At 60.5% G+C, this 15,966-nt stretch carries 12 protein-coding genes; 10 read left to right on the top strand and 2 right to left on the bottom strand.

The features are described from left to right. The first annotated feature begins 73 nt into the window (after nucleotides 1-73). The gene (gene gabT, locus AAIS01_RS25015; RefSeq protein ID WP_047226758.1) at nucleotides 74-1,354 is read left to right on the top strand and encodes a 4-aminobutyrate--2-oxoglutarate transaminase; all 1,281 of its coding nucleotides are present in this window, start codon (nucleotides 74-76) and stop codon (nucleotides 1,352-1,354) included. A gap of 138 nt (nucleotides 1,355-1,492) precedes the next feature. Beyond that, entirely contained in the window at nucleotides 1,493-2,707 is a 1,215-nt protein-coding gene (locus AAIS01_RS25010) for an HDOD domain-containing protein (protein ID WP_343471152.1), read from the top strand. A 128-nt stretch (nucleotides 2,708-2,835) separates the two neighbouring features. Here AAIS01_RS25010 and AAIS01_RS25005 read toward each other — a convergent pair whose 3' ends face one another. Further along, nucleotides 2,836-3,825 carry a GGDEF domain-containing protein gene (locus AAIS01_RS25005; protein ID WP_343471151.1) on the bottom strand — a complete coding sequence of 330 codons (990 nt, stop codon included), beginning with the start codon at nucleotides 3,823-3,825 and terminating at the stop codon, nucleotides 2,836-2,838. A gap of 299 nt (nucleotides 3,826-4,124) precedes the next feature. Beyond that, nucleotides 4,125-5,309: a delta-9 fatty acid desaturase DesA gene (gene desA / locus AAIS01_RS25000; protein WP_305416274.1), complete on the bottom strand. Its 1,185-nt coding sequence runs from the start codon at nucleotides 5,307-5,309 to the stop codon at nucleotides 4,125-4,127. A gap of 144 nt (nucleotides 5,310-5,453) precedes the next feature. On the opposite strand from desA, the gene dibA reads away from it, so the two are divergent. The 8 genes from dibA to AAIS01_RS24960 all read left to right on the top strand — a co-directional run bounded on the left by dibA (nucleotide 5,454) and on the right by AAIS01_RS24960 (nucleotide 15,951). Further along, nucleotides 5,454-7,361: a phosphodiesterase DibA gene (gene dibA, locus AAIS01_RS24995; protein WP_343471150.1), complete on the top strand. Its 1,908-nt coding sequence runs from the start codon at nucleotides 5,454-5,456 to the stop codon at nucleotides 7,359-7,361. Nucleotides 7,362-7,501: 140 nt separating this feature from the next. Next, nucleotides 7,502-8,566 carry a sulfate ABC transporter substrate-binding protein gene (locus tag AAIS01_RS24990; RefSeq protein WP_343471149.1) on the top strand — a complete coding sequence of 355 codons (1,065 nt, stop codon included), beginning with the start codon at nucleotides 7,502-7,504 and terminating at the stop codon, nucleotides 8,564-8,566. A gap of 183 nt (nucleotides 8,567-8,749) precedes the next feature. Then, the gene (gene cysT / locus AAIS01_RS24985; RefSeq protein ID WP_343471148.1) at nucleotides 8,750-9,568 is read left to right on the top strand and encodes a sulfate ABC transporter permease subunit CysT; all 819 of its coding nucleotides are present in this window, start codon (nucleotides 8,750-8,752) and stop codon (nucleotides 9,566-9,568) included. 12 nt (nucleotides 9,569-9,580) lie between these two features. After that, a complete protein-coding gene (gene cysW, locus AAIS01_RS24980; RefSeq protein WP_343471147.1) occupies nucleotides 9,581-10,450 on the top strand; it encodes a sulfate ABC transporter permease subunit CysW in 870 nt (289 codons plus the stop codon). 3 nt (nucleotides 10,451-10,453) lie between these two features. Beyond that, the gene (locus AAIS01_RS24975; protein WP_343471146.1) at nucleotides 10,454-11,443 is read left to right on the top strand and encodes a sulfate/molybdate ABC transporter ATP-binding protein; all 990 of its coding nucleotides are present in this window, start codon (nucleotides 10,454-10,456) and stop codon (nucleotides 11,441-11,443) included. A 424-nt stretch (nucleotides 11,444-11,867) separates the two neighbouring features. Then, complete coding sequence (locus AAIS01_RS24970) at nucleotides 11,868-13,232, top strand: cytochrome C (RefSeq protein ID WP_343471145.1); 1,365 nt, start codon at nucleotides 11,868-11,870, stop codon at nucleotides 13,230-13,232. After that, nucleotides 13,229-13,744 carry a sorbitol dehydrogenase gene (locus AAIS01_RS24965; RefSeq protein WP_343471144.1) on the top strand — a complete coding sequence of 172 codons (516 nt, stop codon included), beginning with the start codon at nucleotides 13,229-13,231 and terminating at the stop codon, nucleotides 13,742-13,744. The genes AAIS01_RS24970 and AAIS01_RS24965 overlap by 4 nt, the downstream gene beginning before the upstream one ends. Next, the gene (locus AAIS01_RS24960) at nucleotides 13,741-15,951 is read left to right on the top strand and encodes a GMC family oxidoreductase (protein WP_343471143.1); all 2,211 of its coding nucleotides are present in this window, start codon (nucleotides 13,741-13,743) and stop codon (nucleotides 15,949-15,951) included. The genes AAIS01_RS24965 and AAIS01_RS24960 overlap by 4 nt, the downstream gene beginning before the upstream one ends. Nucleotides 15,952-15,966 lie beyond the last annotated feature (15 nt).

Genomic DNA, 15,966 nt, shown 5'->3' with positions numbered 1-15,966 from the left:
GCTGTCGCAGTTGTCTCCCGTCCATGTACGCCTTGGCCCACGCCGCCCTGAGCTGCGAATGAGGACATATTTGATGAGCAACAAGACCAACGCTTCCCTGATGAAACGCCGCGAAGCCGCTGTACCGCGCGGCGTCGGCCAGATTCACCCGATTTTCGCCGAGTCGGCGAAGAACGCCACCGTTACCGACGTTGAAGGCCGTGAGTTCATCGACTTCGCGGGCGGCATCGCGGTGCTGAACACCGGCCACGTGCATCCGAAAATTATCGCTGCCGTGACCGAACAGTTGAACAAACTGACCCACACCTGCTTCCAGGTTCTGGCTTACGAGCCGTATGTGGAACTGTGCGAAAAAATCAACGCCAAGGTGCCCGGTGATTTCGCCAAGAAAACCCTGTTGGTCACCACCGGCTCGGAAGCGGTGGAGAACGCGGTGAAGATTGCCCGCGCCGCCACTGGCCGTGCCGGTGTGATCGCCTTCACCGGTGCCTACCACGGCCGCACCATGATGACCCTGGGCCTGACCGGTAAAGTCGTGCCGTATTCGGCCGGCATGGGCCTGATGCCCGGCGGCATCTTCCGCGCGTTGTACCCGAACGAACTGCACGGCGTGAGCATCGACGATTCCATCGCCAGCATCGAACGCATCTTCAAGAACGATGCCGAACCCCGTGACATTGCGGCAATCATCATCGAGCCGGTACAGGGCGAGGGTGGTTTCTACGTGGCGCCCAAGGAATTCATGAAGCGCCTGCGCGCCCTCTGTGATCAGCACGGCATTCTGCTGATCGCTGATGAAGTACAGACCGGTGCCGGTCGTACTGGCACCTTCTTCGCCATGGAGCAGATGGGCGTTGCTGCCGACCTGACCACCTTCGCCAAATCCATCGCCGGCGGTTTCCCGTTGGCCGGTGTGTGCGGCAAGGCCGAGTACATGGATGCCATCGCGCCGGGTGGCCTGGGCGGCACCTACGCTGGCAGCCCGATTGCCTGCGCTGCTGCGCTGGCGGTGATGGAGGTGTTTGAGGAAGAGCACCTGCTGGATCGCTGCAAAGCAGTGGGCGAGCGTCTGGTGACTGGCCTCAAGGCCATCCAGAAGAAATACCCGGTCATCGGCGAAGTGCGTGCCCTGGGTGCGATGATCGCCGTTGAATTGTTCGAAAATGGCGATACCCACAAGCCGAACGCGGCGGCCGTGGCTCAGGTTGTGGCCAAGGCCCGCGACAAGGGCTTGATCCTGCTGTCCTGCGGCACCTACGGCAACGTCCTGCGGGTGCTGGTACCGCTGACTTCGCCAGACGAGCAATTGGACAAAGGCTTGGCAATCATCGAAGAGTGCTTCTCCGAGCTCTGAGTTCCGGTTGTGCACTGATCCACAAAAAAACCCGCTTCGGCGGGTTTTTTCATGTCTGCGAGCATATCCCTCGGGTTTTGAACTGTCTGGAACGGCCGCCAAGGTCTAAGGTGCAAGTATGGCAAGGGAGTGTGCTGCATGACCGCTGTGGCGTTACCGGCTGTACCGCGTGTATTGATCGCCGAGGCTGATCCGGCGTCCCGTGAGCTGCTTGAACAGGTGTTGTCGGGTGTGCGCTGTGATGCCCGGGTGGATACGTGTGGCGAGGGCAAACAGGCGTTGGAGCTGCTGGCGAACAATCCCTATGACCTGGTGATCGCTGACTGGGAGTTGCCGGGTGTCGATGGCCTGACGATCCTGCGCGGCCTTCGCCAGCAGCATCGCACCCCGCCATTGCCGTTCATCCTGATGAGTCGGCGCAATGACAGCGCCAGTGTGCGTGAAGTCCTGCCACTGGCGCCGACGGCCTACCTGACCAAACCCTTGAACCGGGAAGACTTGACCCAGCGCTTGCAGGGCTTGCTGGTGGGTGGCGAAGAAACCTCCAATGAAGTGCCGGTCCTGGGGGCGGGATTGACCCTGGCAGCCTTCCTGGAGCGGCGGCGTGATATGTCCGAAGGTGCACCGCTGATGACCGACGTGCAGGTGGCGGTCAAGCGCAGCCTCAACCCCGCGGGCCTGGACTTGAAGCTATTTGAAGAGGCGCTGCGCACCGACCCGCAGATCACCGCGGTGCTGATCGCCGCAGCCAACAGTGCCGCCCAGCAGCAAGGGGGCGTTGCGGTGCAGACCGTGGCCCGAGCACTGCACCAGCTCGGTACCGGGCAGAGCATGAACCTGGTCCTTGGCCTGACCCTCAAGCGCTGCGCCCGGCTCAGCGTCCCGTGCCTGGCGGACTATGCCCAGCGTTACTGGGAATTGTCGCTGCACACCGCCGAGTACGCGCGAATATTGGCGCGGTTACTGGATCTGGAACCGGAACGCTGTTATTGCGCCGGGTTGTTGCATCGACTAGGGGACTTGGCGCTGCTGCGGTGCCTGGAAGAATGGGCGCAGGCGGGTGGCGAGCTGGATGAACTGGAGGAAGTAGGGAATTCGTTGGACAAGTACGGCGCCGGTTTCGGTTCGGCGCTGCGCACTCGCTGGCGTCTGCCGCTGGAGCTGCGCGAGCTGATCGCGGCGGCCTATAGCCTGGGTGGTGGGGTGTATTCCCGTGAGGCACTGGTGATGAACATGGCGGCGCAAATGGCCCATCTGACCGAGCATGAAGGGCTTGAAGAGCTGGCCCGTGGCCGCACGGCGCGTTTGCTGAAGATCGGATTGCCAGAGTTGATGCGTCTACGCAGAAAGTAAGACCGCCGACTGACCTCTGTGGGAGCGGGCTTGCTCGCGAAAACGGTGGTTCAGCTTGCCTCTCTCCTGAACATGACGCCCTCTTCGCGAGCAAGCCCGCTCCCACACTTGATCTCAGGTAAGGTCATTCACGCGGCAATGATGCGGTTCTTGCCCTGGCGCTTGGCTTCGTACATGGCCGCATCGGCGCGGGAGAACAGGGTGTCGAGGCTCTGATCTTCGGCGGTAAGGCTGGTCAAGCCTTGGCTGACGGTGATGCCGAAGTTTTTCTCCCCACTGCGGAAAGCCAGGCGCTGAATCTCGCGCTGCAGACGCTCGGCGACTTGCAGGGCCATGTCCGGGGCACAGCCAGGGAACACCGCGGCGAATTCTTCACCACCGATTCGTCCAAACAGATCACCGCGCCTGAGCACGGAGCGTCCGCTTTCGGCGATTTTCTGCAGCACGTTATCGCCTTCCTGATGACCGTAGGTGTCGTTGATCACTTTGAAATCATCGATGTCCAGCAACAGGAACGCCATGGGTGTTCCGTGCAGTCGTGCCTGCTCGAATTCACGGTGAGCGCATTCGAAGAAGTGGCGGCGATTACTGCTCTGAGTCAGCACGTCGGTGGTTGCCAGTCGTTGCAGTTCGCTTTCCAGCAGCTTCTTTTCGGTGATGTCTTCGGCAATGCCCACCACGATCACCGGTTGCCCCGACTCAGCCTTACGGTTGATGAAGCACTTGTCGCTCAGCCAGCGGATCTGGCCATTGGCAGCAATGATGCGGTACTCACGATCTTCCACGGCACCTTTGACCAGCACTTCGGCCAAGCTGCGCTCCGCGTACTCCAGATCGTCGGGGTAGATTGCATCGCGCCATTCGTTGAAATCAGCCAGCACCAGACCTGCCGGTCGACCGAAGATTCGCTCATAGGCGGGGCTCACGTACAGGACTTGTCGGGTTTCCCAGTTAAACGCCCAAAGCACGGCGTTGACGCTGACCAGCAATGAGCTGAAAAGCTGCTCACGCTCGCTCAGGCGCGCAACTTCACCCTGGGCGTGCATCAGCGCCATGAGTGTCTGGGCCGCTTCGGGCCAATGAGGGTGGGACGCATCCTGTAGGTTCTTGTCGACCATCGGCACAAATCTCAAAGAACGTGCACTGCTGTGGATTGGCACGCGCTTGCTCCAAAGCCCGCCAGTATGGCGAAGTGCTCTTTGAGATAAGGGATTCGGGGCGAAGTTCCTTTTCAGGCGACGAAGGGCGGGGGCGTAGGAGCTGCCGAAGGCTGCGATCTTTTGATCCTGGCCTTTCGCTCACGACTCAATTGTCGAGGGAAGATCGCAGCCTCGTTGCACTCGGCAGCTCCTACAGGGCTGTGCAGCCTGTTTTGCCACAGGAAAAACAAACCCCGCCGGAGGGCGGGGTTTGGTTATCAGGCCGTTGCAGGCCGCAACGAGTAGGTCTTGAGTTGGTCCGCGAAGTCGCGCAGGGACTGGATGCCGCTGGCCTCGGCTTCGTGGATCCATTCCTTGATGGCCGCGAGCATGTCGTGGCCGTTGCTGCTGGTCTTGACCCAGATCTGCTGCAAGGCCAGGCGTTTTTCGTAGATCACCTTCAATGCATGGCTGTGTTCCAGCATGCTCTGGATGCGCGCGTGGTGACGCTCATCCAGCAGGCTGGTTTCCCGCGATAACAGGCGTTTGGCCCGGTGAAACTGGTGGCGGACCGAGTGATCGACCTTTTCCAGTTCCTGCTTGACCAGCGGTGCGATAACCAGCCTGCGGTACTGGGCCATGATCTGGAAACGGTTGTTGAGGATCGCCATGGCGGTGTCCATGTCCAGATGCCCCTTGCCCTCGACACGGTGGGCGATCGGCGCGACGCGCTGGACCTTGGCTAGGCGCAGGAAACTGAACACCTGGATCCAGGCCCAGCCCAGGTCGAACTCCCATTTGCGTACCGACAGCTTGGCCGAATTGGGGTAGGTATGGTGATTGTTGTGCAGTTCTTCGCCACCGATCAGGATGCCCCAGGGCACGAGGTTGGTCGCCGCGTCGCGGCATTCGAAGTTGCGGTAGCCCACGGCATGCCCCAGGCCATTGACCACGCCGGCGGCCCAGACCGGAATCCACATCATCTGGATGGCCCAGATGGTGATGCCGATGGTGCCGAACAGCAGCAGGTCGATAACGCCCATGATCGCCACGCCCAGTATCGGGAAGCGGCTGTAAAGGTTGCGCTCGATCCAGTCATCAGGGCAGTTCTTGCCGTAGATGCGCAGGGTTTCGGGGTTTTCCGCTTCGGCGCGATACAGCTCGGCGCCTTTGCGCAGCACAGTGGACAGGCCTTTGATCACCGGGCTGTGGGGATCATCCACGGTTTCGCATTTGGCGTGGTGCTTGCGGTGGATGGCGGTCCACTCGCGGGTGTTCTGCGCCGTGGTCAACCACAGCCAGAAGCGGAAGAAATGTTTGAGGCCGGCGTTGAGCTCCAGGGAGCGATGAGCCGAATAACGGTGCAGATAGACCGTGACGCCAATGATCGTGACATGGGTCATCAGCAGGGTGACTGCCACCAGTGACCAGGGCGACAAGCCAAGAAAACCTTCGTACCACATAGGCTATAGGGCCCTCGATAAAGATAGAAACAGCCGTTGCATTATCACCTGCCGTGCAGATAAAACCAGTCGGCCTTTCAGATAACAGTGGCAGGATGTTTCTTACTATAATTCCCGCCTCTTTGTGGGGACATGGATGACCTGATGACCATTTATCACCGTAGCGCCATGCGTGGAGCGCTGCTTTATCTTGTGCTCTCGGTCATCTGGCTGCAGCTGGTTGGTTATTTACTGAGCAGCTTTTTCGATCAATCCGCCGATCAGCTTCGCTGGCAGTTGATCAACGGGTATGCCTGGGTCCTGGTCAGCGCCGGATTGGTTTTCCTGGCAGGTGTGCGGACCTCCCGGCTTTTCGGAAAAGGCGAACAGCGTGCCGACGGCGAACGTTTGCGCCAGGCTGCGGCGGTCTTCGATTGCACGCGCGAAGGGGTGTTGGTGACGGACCCGAACGGCCTGATCGTGCACGTCAATCGGGCCTTCATGACGATCACAGGTTACGCGCGGGAAGAGGTGCTGGGCCGGCGGCCCAACCTGTTCAAGTCGGGCCGTCACGGGCCGGACTTCTACCAGGAGATGTTTGCCTCCCTGGGCAGCCTTGGCGAGTGGAGCGGCGAGATATGGAACCGGCGCAAAAGCGGCGAGATCTATCCGCAATGGCAGACGATCCGCGTCGTTCGTGACGATAGCGGTCAGGTCAGCCATTACGTCGCGGTGTTTTCGGATATCAGCGCGATCAAGGATTCGGAGCACGAACTGGCGTACCAGGCCCACCACGATCCGTTGACCGGTTTACCCAATCGCCTGCTGTTTTCCGACCGCGCCGAGCAGGCTCTGACGTCGTCGCAGTTGCACAAACGCGGCTGCGCCTTGTTGCTGGTGGACCTGGATCATTTCAAGAACATCAACGACAGCCTGGGGCATCACGTCGGCGATCAATTGCTCAAAAGCGTGGCCGAGCGATTCCGTGGACTGTTTGCCCCCGGCGTGACCCTGGCCCGGCTGGGGGGCGACGAGTTTGCGGTGCTGGTGGAAAATTGCTCGCAGCCGGGGCAGGCGGCGATTCTGGCTCAGCGCATTATCGATGCCCTTAAAGAACCGGTGTGCCTCGACAACCAGCTCCTGTTCATCAATGCCAGCGTGGGCATCAGCCTGTTTCCCGGGGATGCCCTCAGCGCGGGGCAACTGCTGCGCAATGCCGATTCCGCGCTGTTCAAGGCTAAAAGTGCCGGGCGTGACGGCTACGCCCTGTATACCGAAGAACTCACCGCTCATGCCCAGCAACGGGTCGAGATTGCCTCCGAATTGCGACGCGCGCTCCAGCAGCAGGAACTGCGGGTTCATTACCAGCCGGTACACGATCTGGCGACCAGCCGCCTGATCGGTGTCGAGGCGCTGGTGCGGTGGGAACATCCCCAGCGAGGTCTGGTTTCGCCGGCCGAGTTCATTCCCATCGCCGAGCGCACCGGACTGATCGCCCAAATCGATACCTGGGTCATGGAGCAGGCCTGTCGACAGATGCGTCAATGGCAGGAGGCCGGGGTGGCGTTATCGTTTGTCGCGGTCAACGTTTCCAGTCGTCTGTTTGCCCGTCGCGAGTTGTATGAACAAGTCGCGCGGGTACTGCACGTTTCAGGCCTGGACCCGGCTTGTCTGGAACTGGAGGTGACCGAAAGCGCGGTGATGGACGATCCGGAAGTGGCCCTGGAGCAAATGCATCGTCTGCGGGAATTGGGGGTGCGACTGGCTATCGATGATTTCGGTACCGGTTATTCATCGCTGTTGCGACTCAAACGCCTGCCCGTCCAGAAGCTCAAGATTGATCAGGGCTTTGTTGCCGGGTTGCCGTGGGATGAAGACGACGCAGCGATTGTCCAGGTCATCATCGCCCTGGCCCGCAGCATGGGTATGCAAGTGCAAGCCGAAGGCATCGAGCAGCGCGAGCAAGCAGCGTTCCTGCTGGAACACGCCTGTGGGATGGGTCAGGGCTACTGGTTCGGGCGACCCGTTGCCGCGCAGCAGCTGGATTGGGCCCGCGCGCCCGCCATCAAATAATCCCCTGTCGCGGAATCGAATGATATTTTGGTTATATAAAAATTCATAAATATTCTTTTTAAGAATATCTGCGCCTATCTAGTATTGCTCCTACGCCGCAAACAGTGCCCTCCACTTCCAGGCATTCAAGGAGCAACAACATGAGCGCCTCTCTACCTAGCGTTGACGGTCAGGATCCAGCAACCCGCTTGCGCGAGGCCCTGAGCCGTTATGCCTTGGCCGTCTTGGCCAGTGCGGTTTTTGCAGGGTCCGCTTTTGCCAAGGATTACGAGTTGCTCAACGTGTCCTACGACCCTACCCGCGAGCTGTATCAGGATTACAACGCCGAATTCGTCAGTTTCTGGAGCAAAGCACACCCGGATGACACCGTGAAGATCCAGCAGTCCCACGGCGGCTCGGGCAAGCAAGGCCGGGCGGTGATCGATGGTCTGCGGGCCGACGTGGTGACCCTGGCCCTGGCCGGCGACATCGATGAAATCGCCAGGCTGGGCAGGTCCTTGCCGGTGGACTGGCAAAAGCGTCTTCCGCAGGCAAGCACGCCATACACTTCGACCATCGTGTTCCTGGTGCGCAAGGGCAATCCCAAGGGCATCAAGGACTGGGGTGACCTGATCAAGGATGACGTGTCGGTCATCACGCCGAACCCGAAGACTTCCGGTGGCGCTCGCTGGAATTTTCTCGCGGCCTGGGCCTATGGCCTCAAGGCTAACGGGGGTGACGAAGCCAAGGCCAAGCAATACGTGCAAGCGCTGTTCAAGCACGTGCCGATCCTCGACACCGGCGCCCGTGGTTCGACCATTACCTTCGTCAACAACGGTCAGGGCGACGTATTGCTGGCCTGGGAAAACGAAGCGTTCCTGGCCCTGAAGGAAGATGGTGGCGCCGACAAGTTCGACATCGTCGTGCCGTCGTTGTCGATCCTCGCCGAACCGCCGGTGGCAGTGGTGGACAAGAACGCCGGGAAAAAGGGCAACGCCGAGATCGCCGAAGCCTACCTCAAACACTTGTACAGCCCGGCTGGACAAGAGATCGCGGCGAAAAACTTTTATCGCCCGCGGGACAAAGACGTTGCCGCCAAGTATTCCCGGCAGTTCCCTGAGTTGGAATTGGTGACCATCGACAAGGATTTCGGCGGCTGGAAAACCGCCCAGCCGAAGTTCTTCAACGATGGCGGCGTGTTCGATCAGATTTATCAGGCGCAGTGAGCTGAAGCAGGCTCAAACAAGCCAAAAATGAAGCCGTACGCAGACTTGTGGCGAGGGGATTTATCCCCGTTGGGCTGCGCAGCAGCCCCAAGTGTTGTCTGCAATCGGATTTTAGGGCCGCTGCGCGCCCCAACGGGGATAAATCCCCTCGCCACAGTTGCATGTGTTCACCCAAGGACTTTTATGTCGCGTCGCATCTCACCGGTCATACCCGGCTTCGGGCTGACGCTGGGCTACACCCTGGTGTACCTCAGTCTGATTGTGCTCATACCGCTGGCGGCAATGTTCGTGCATGCCGCCCAGCTCACCTGGGAGCAGTTCTGGGCAATCATCTCGGCACCACGGGTGCTGGCGGCCTTGCAGCTCAGCTTTGGCACGGCTCTGTGCGCGGCGATCATCAACGGCGTGATCGGTACGCTGTTGGCCTGGGTGCTAGTGCGCTACACCTTTCCCGGTCGCAAGATCATCGATGCAATGATCGATCTGCCATTCGCCCTGCCTACCGCCGTGGCCGGCATCGCGCTGACGGCGTTGTATGCACCGACAGGTCTGGTGGGCCAGTTTGCCACCGACCTGGGTTTCAAGATCGCCTACACCCCGCTGGGCATTACCCTCGCGCTGACCTTCGTCACGCTGCCGTTCGTGGTGCGCACCATGCAACCGGTGCTGGCCGATATTCCCCGTGAAGTCGAAGAAGCCGCCGCCTGCCTCGGCGCCAAGCCATGGCAAGTGGTTCGTCACATCCTGGTGCCGGCGTTGCTGCCAGCCTGGCTGACCGGCTTTGCCCTGGCGTTTGCCCGTGGTGTGGGTGAGTACGGCTCGGTGATTTTCATCGCCGGCAACATGCCGATGCAAACCGAGATCCTGCCACTGCTGATCATGGTCAAGCTCGACCAATACGACTACACCGGCGCCACCTCCATCGGTGTGCTGATGCTGGTGGTTTCCTTCCTTCTGTTGCTGCTGATCAACCTGCTGCAGCGGCGTATCGAAACCCCATAAGGAGGCCCGGACATGTCCCAAACGTCTATTTACGCGACCTCCACCAACGCCGCTCGCCGTGGCAGTGCGGTTTCGCGGCGAGTCCTGCTCGGCCTTGGCTGGTTGATTTTTGCGCTGTTCCTGCTGCTGCCGCTGTTTATCGTGGTCTCCCAGGGACTGAAACTGGGCCTGGGAGCGTTCTTCGCCGCAATCTTCGAACCCGATGCCTTGTCGGCGCTCAAGCTCACGGTGATCGCGGTGCTGATCTCGGTGCCGCTGAACCTGGTGTTTGGTGTCAGCGCCGCATGGTGCGTGAGCAAGTATTCATTCCGTGGCAAAAGCCTGCTGGTGACCCTGATCGACCTGCCGTTCTCGGTTTCGCCGGTGATCGCAGGCCTGGTGTACGTGCTGATGTTCGGCGCCCAGGGGCTGTTCGGGCCGTGGCTTTCGGATCACGACATCCAGATTGTGTTTGCGCTACCAGGCATCGTACTGGCGACAATTTTTGTCACCGTGCCATTCGTGGCCCGCGAGCTGATCCCGCTGATGCAGGAGCAGGGCACCCAGGAAGAGGAAGCCGCACGCCTGCTGGGCGCCAACGGCTGGCAAATGTTCTGGCATGTCACCGTGCCGAACATCAAGTGGGGCCTGATCTATGGCGTGGTGCTGTGTACGGCCCGGGCCATGGGCGAGTTCGGCGCGGTGTCGGTGGTGTCCGGGCACATTCGCGGGGTCACCAACACCCTGCCGTTGCACGTCGAGATCCTCTACAACGAATACAACCACGTGGCAGCGTTCGCCGTGGCGAGCCTGTTGCTGATCCTGGCGCTCTTGATCCTGCTGCTCAAGCAGTGGAGCGAAAACCGTATCAACCGTCTGCGCAACAGCAGCGCGGAGGAATAAGTCATGTCGATTGAAGCCCGTAACGTCAGCAAGAATTTCAACACCTTCAAGGCCCTGGACAACATCAACCTGAACATCCAGAGCGGTGAGCTGGTGGCGCTGCTCGGCCCGTCGGGGTGCGGCAAGACCACGCTGCTGCGGATCATCGCCGGCCTTGAAACCCCGGCTCAAGGCAACATCGTGTTCCACGGCGAGGACGTGTCTGGCCATGATGTGCGCGATCGCAACGTGGGTTTCGTGTTCCAGCACTACGCCTTGTTCCGCCACATGACCGTGTTCGACAACGTCGCCTTCGGCCTGCGCATGAAGCCCAGGAACCAGCGCCCGAGCGAAGGCCAGATCGCAACCAAGGTCCGTGAACTCTTGAACATGGTGCAACTGGACTGGCTTGCCGATCGCTACCCCGAACAGCTTTCCGGCGGCCAGCGCCAGCGCATTGCCCTGGCCCGGGCACTGGCGGTGGAGCCCAAGGTATTGCTGCTGGACGAACCCTTCGGCGCCCTCGACGCCAAGGTTCGCAAGGAGCTGCGGCGCTGGCTGGCGCGCCTGCACGAGGACATCAACCTGACTTCGGTGTTCGTGACTCACGACCAGGAAGAAGCCATGGAAGTCGCCGATCGGATCGTGGTGATGAACAAGGGTGTGATCGAGCAGATTGGCTCACCGGGCGATGTCTACGAAAACCCCGCCAGCGACTTTGTGTATCACTTCCTGGGCGACTCGAACCGCCTGCACTTGGGTGAGGATCGGCATGTGCTGTTCCGCCCCCATGAAGTCTCGCTGTCGCATTCGGAGCTGGAGGATCACCACGCCGCCGAAGTGCGCGACATCCGCCCGCTGGGCGCCACCACCCGGGTGACCCTGAAGGTGGAAGGCCAGAACGATCTGATCGAAGCTGAAGTGGTGAAGGACCACGACAGCCTGGTGGGCCTGGCGAAGGGCGAGACGCTGTTCTTCAAGCCGAAGGTCTGGCAGAAAGTCTCGAACCTTTAAGATCAAAAGCATCGCGAGCAGGCTCGCTCCCACAGTGGAATGGGCTTGACCACAAGTCTTTGGGCAACCCAAAAAACCTGTGGGAGCGGGCTTGCTCGCGAAGGCGTAGTCACATTCACCCTCGATGCAATCTGACCCGCCGCTTTCGCGAGCAAGCCCGCTCCCACAAGTGGAGCGGTGTCGGCCACAACATCTGCGGCCCAGCCCCCAGTCTCCTGTGGGAGCGAGCCTGCTCGCGATAGCGGTCCTGCTGACGCCCCGATCAGAATCTGAATAACCCCACCCAACTTTGCTTCGATTGGTTCTACACCAATCCCTTTTCCCATCTAAATCCCTACCTAGACTCTGACTTGCCAGGAGGCAAGTGAGAGTTCATGACGGACCGGTGTTATCTCCTGGCGCCCTGATGCCAAGGAGATAAAGCATGAGAATGGAAGTCAGTCGGCATGGCCCGTTCGGCTGTGCCTTGCTAAGCGTTTTATTGAGCCCATCCGTCAGCGCCACCCCCTCGTTGTCACCGCAGATACCCTTCGATGTCACGGTTGCCGAGGAACATCCCACTCTGGCCAGCCTTCAGCGCGATTTCGATGACCTGTCCTGGCAAACCTTCATTGCCCTGAACTGGCCGGCGCTGGACAACGGCAATCCGAATACCGGCACTTCCATCGGCAAACAGGATGGGGCGACGGTGTGGGAAAGCTGGAAAGAGAGCTACCAGATCTTCCGGGCCAAGGGTCAGGCGCCGTTGGCCTGGGACGCGCCGGCGACGCTTCCCGAAGCGTGCAAGTCCCTCAAGCCCGGTCGCCTGTTGCAGCAGATGGGCAAGGTGCCCGATGTGCTGGATGAGTTTATCCAACCCTTCGAGAGTGGCCCGTTGGTGGATCAGAACGGTGCCTATACGCGCAACGAAATCGTGGTCAACCGATCGATGTTCGATTCAATTGTCGACAATGGTCTGTACAGCATCGAAGGCCAGCAGCAGTTTTTCGCCGCGAACCCGACCAATACCGTGGCTTTCAGTTGCGGCTCGGCCAAGACACAGGACGTCGGTGCGGTGATGGTGAAAGCATCGTGGAAAGTGCTGGGCGCCAATGATCGCCCGCAGGATTTCCACACCGTCGATGCGCTGGTCTATACACCGGGAAACAGCGACCCGAGCAAAGGGCCCATTGTCGGGGAGTCGTGCAAGTCCGAACCGGTGGGGTTGGTGGGGCTGCACATCGTTCACAAGACCGCCAGTGCCGCGCAATGGGTCTGGTCGACTTTTGAACATGTGAAGAACGTGCCCGAACAGACCACGCCCCCTGCCCAGCGGGTGGGACCTTATCTGTTCTACAACGCGGCCAGCCAAAGCGACATCAACCAGCCGCCGCCCCGGCCATGGAATCCGGCGGTCAAGGCAACACCCTCGCAGATCGTGCGTGAGATACCGCTGACCGAAGCCACCAAAACCCTGAACACCACCTATCAGGCCCTGTTGCGCACAGTCAATCCGCAGAGCGTCTGGGCGAACTATCAACTGATCAGTACCCAGTGGCCGTCAGACCCACCCGACACCTGCCAGGTATCGGCCGCCAATCCGTTGGGCAATCCCGCGCCCTCATTCCTGGCCAACGCCACACTGGAAACTTACATCCAGGGCACCGTGCCCCAGGGGTCCTCCAGTTGCATGGCCTGCCATGGCAACGCAGCCACCCATGTCACCGAATCGCCGCGTACCAGCTTCGCGGACTTTACCTATTTGCTCGAACGCGCACAGTCCACCGGCGCGACAAGGAGTCAGCCATGAGCAGTGATCTGGACAAATTCGTGGGGCTTTCATCGGCCCTGACCGGCATTCCCGTTAACCGGTTGGCGCCGCAGATCGACCCGGTCGGTTTACCGCCGATATTTCTCGACTATGTGACCCCGCGCATTACCCCTGAGGTGCTCAATGCGTTGCTGACCCAGTACACCGCGCAGGCGGCTGAAAAGCTTCACCCAGACCTGATCGCCCAGAAGGTCCTGGTGGGCTCCGGGCCGCAACCGGTGATCCCGCAAACCGTGCTGGCCGCGCGGTCGATCATGAAGCTGTGGTTGCTGGGCGTCTGGTACCAACCCTATGACGCGGGGAATTTCAAAGTGGGTGAGTCGACCGTGGTCTCCGACCAGGCCTATATCTACAGCTGGGCTTGGAAAATCGCTCAGGCCCATCCGATGGGTTACAGCGAATCTTTCTTCGGTTATTGGAACGCTGAGCCATCGAGCCTTGAGGACTTGACCGGCGTACCTGCCAACGGACAGCAAGGAGCCTTGTCATGAGTACTGAACAAGCCGAGGTGGTGATCGTTGGCGCAGGACTGGCTGGCAGCATCATTGCTTACCAGTTGGGCATGGCTGGAGTGGATGTGCTGGTGCTTGAATCCGGCCCCGAGATCCCGGCCAACCGCACGCAATATCTGGAGCGGTTCTACACCGCAACGCTGAAAACCCCGGAATCGCCCTACCCACCCGTGACGAGCCTGGACACGCCGCGTCATCCGGCCGAACAGAATGCCCCTCGGGCGACCATCGCCGATCTGATCCTTGGCTGGGATCAGCCTCAGGTCAGCTATTTGGTGCAGAAAGGTCCACTCCCCTTCACCAGTACCTATGAGCGTGTGGGCGGCGGGACGACCTGGCACTGGGTCGGGACCTGCCTGCGCATGGTGCCGAACGACTTTCGCCTGAAGTCAAAATATGGCGTGGGGGTGGACTGGCCTATCAGCTACGACGACCTGCAAAGTGCCTATTGCCGGGCAGAGGCGGAAATCGGCGTGTCGGCCAATGTCGCCGACCAGGCGTACCTGGGCATGACGTTTCCTGAGGGTTATGAGTTTCCGATGCACAGCATCCCGCTGTCGCTGGTCGACGGCAGTTTTGTCACGGCGGTGACAGGGCAGTCTTTCGATGGTTTGCCATTGGTCGTCAGCCCGACGCCGGCCGGGCGTAACTCCCAACCTTACGCCGGGCGCCGGGTGTGTGCCGGCAATACCAACTGCACACCGATCTGCCCGATCCAGGCCAAGTACGATGCCACCGTGACGATGAACAAGGCGCGGGCCACCGGCAAGGTGCGGATACTGTACAAAACCGTGGCCAGCAAAGTGACCGTGGGGCCAGACAAAAACATCAATGGGGTGGAGTTTATCCAGTATCAGCTCGGTGACGGCCCGGCCACTGGCACCGGCGTGGCCATCGGGCAGCGTTATGTGATCGCCGCCCATGCCATCGAAACGCCCAAGCTCCTGCTCAATTCCACCAGCACGGCCTGGCCCAACGGCGTAGCCAACAGCAGCGGGCAGGTGGGGCGCAGCCTGGCCGACCACCCGATCTACCTGGCGTGGGGGCTGATGCCGGAAGGCAAAGCGGTATTTCCGTACCGTGGTCCTGTGTCCACGGCGGGCATCGAGAGTTTGCGTGACGGTGACTTTCGCAAGCAACGCGCGGCGTGGCGTATCGAAATTGGCAACGAGGGCTGGAACTGGCCGGCCACCGACCCGTACAAAACCGTGGCTGACTTCATCGATGGCAACAACGACGGCGGTGCCAACCCGTTGCCGCCGGCCAAAGAACCCCAGCAGGTGCTGTACGGGACAGCGCTGGTCCAGAAGCTCAACGACATCTTCATCCGCCAGTTCCGGATCGGATTTCTGGTGGAGCAGGTCGAGGACGATCCCGATCACGCCAATTGCTACATCGTGCCGTCTACCGAATACAAGGACCGGCTCGGCATTCCCCGGCCGGAAATTCACTACGATCTGTCCGATTACACCAAGGAGGGATTCAGGAAGGCGAAGTTGTTGGCCACTCACATCATCGAAGACCTGCTCGGCGCCGTGGAACTGACCAAACCCCTTCCGCCCGGGTTGTTCACCTACCAGGGTGTACCTTACAGCTTCCAGGGCGCCGGACACCTGATGGGGACCTATCGCATGGGCGATGATCCAGCCAAGTCGGTGGTGGACAAATACCAGCGCAGTTGGGACCACAAGAACCTGTTCCTGGTGGGCGATGGCGTGTTCCCCAGCACGGGCACCTCGAACCCGAGCCTGACGATTGCGGCGCTGTCGTTCCAGGCCGGGGACACGCTGGCCAATGACTTGCGGGCGGTGACGATGCAGGTCCAATCCAACGTCGCCTGGCAGGGCACTGGAGTGCAGATCAACGAGTTGGTACCGCGCGTGGTTCGCTACGTCAGTGGGCTATGGTGCGCGAGTCCGCAAGGGGGCAATGTCGATGGAAAGGGCGGGTCGAGGCATATCGACTACAGCAGCTATGCCTTGCCCGGTGCCGCCGAAGGCGCCTTGATCGGTCGTGTGGGCAATGGTGGCAAGCCGTTCCTGGTGGGTGATCTGGCGCAGGTTCCGGGCGACCAGCAGGGTGAACTGCAACTGTGCATCAACGATGACCTGACCGGGCAACATGGGTCTGGCTTGAAAGATAACACCGGCGCGTTGACGATTCGGGTCGAGTTCGGTGCCTTGTAGCGCTTGAGCGGTAAT

It is taken from the genome of Pseudomonas halotolerans, assembly GCF_039581215.1.
Lineage (GTDB): Bacteria > Pseudomonadota > Gammaproteobacteria > Pseudomonadales > Pseudomonadaceae > Aquipseudomonas > Aquipseudomonas tehranensis.
The sequence above is the reverse complement of the archived record's forward strand: the minus strand, read 5'-3'. Positions and strand labels throughout refer to the sequence as shown.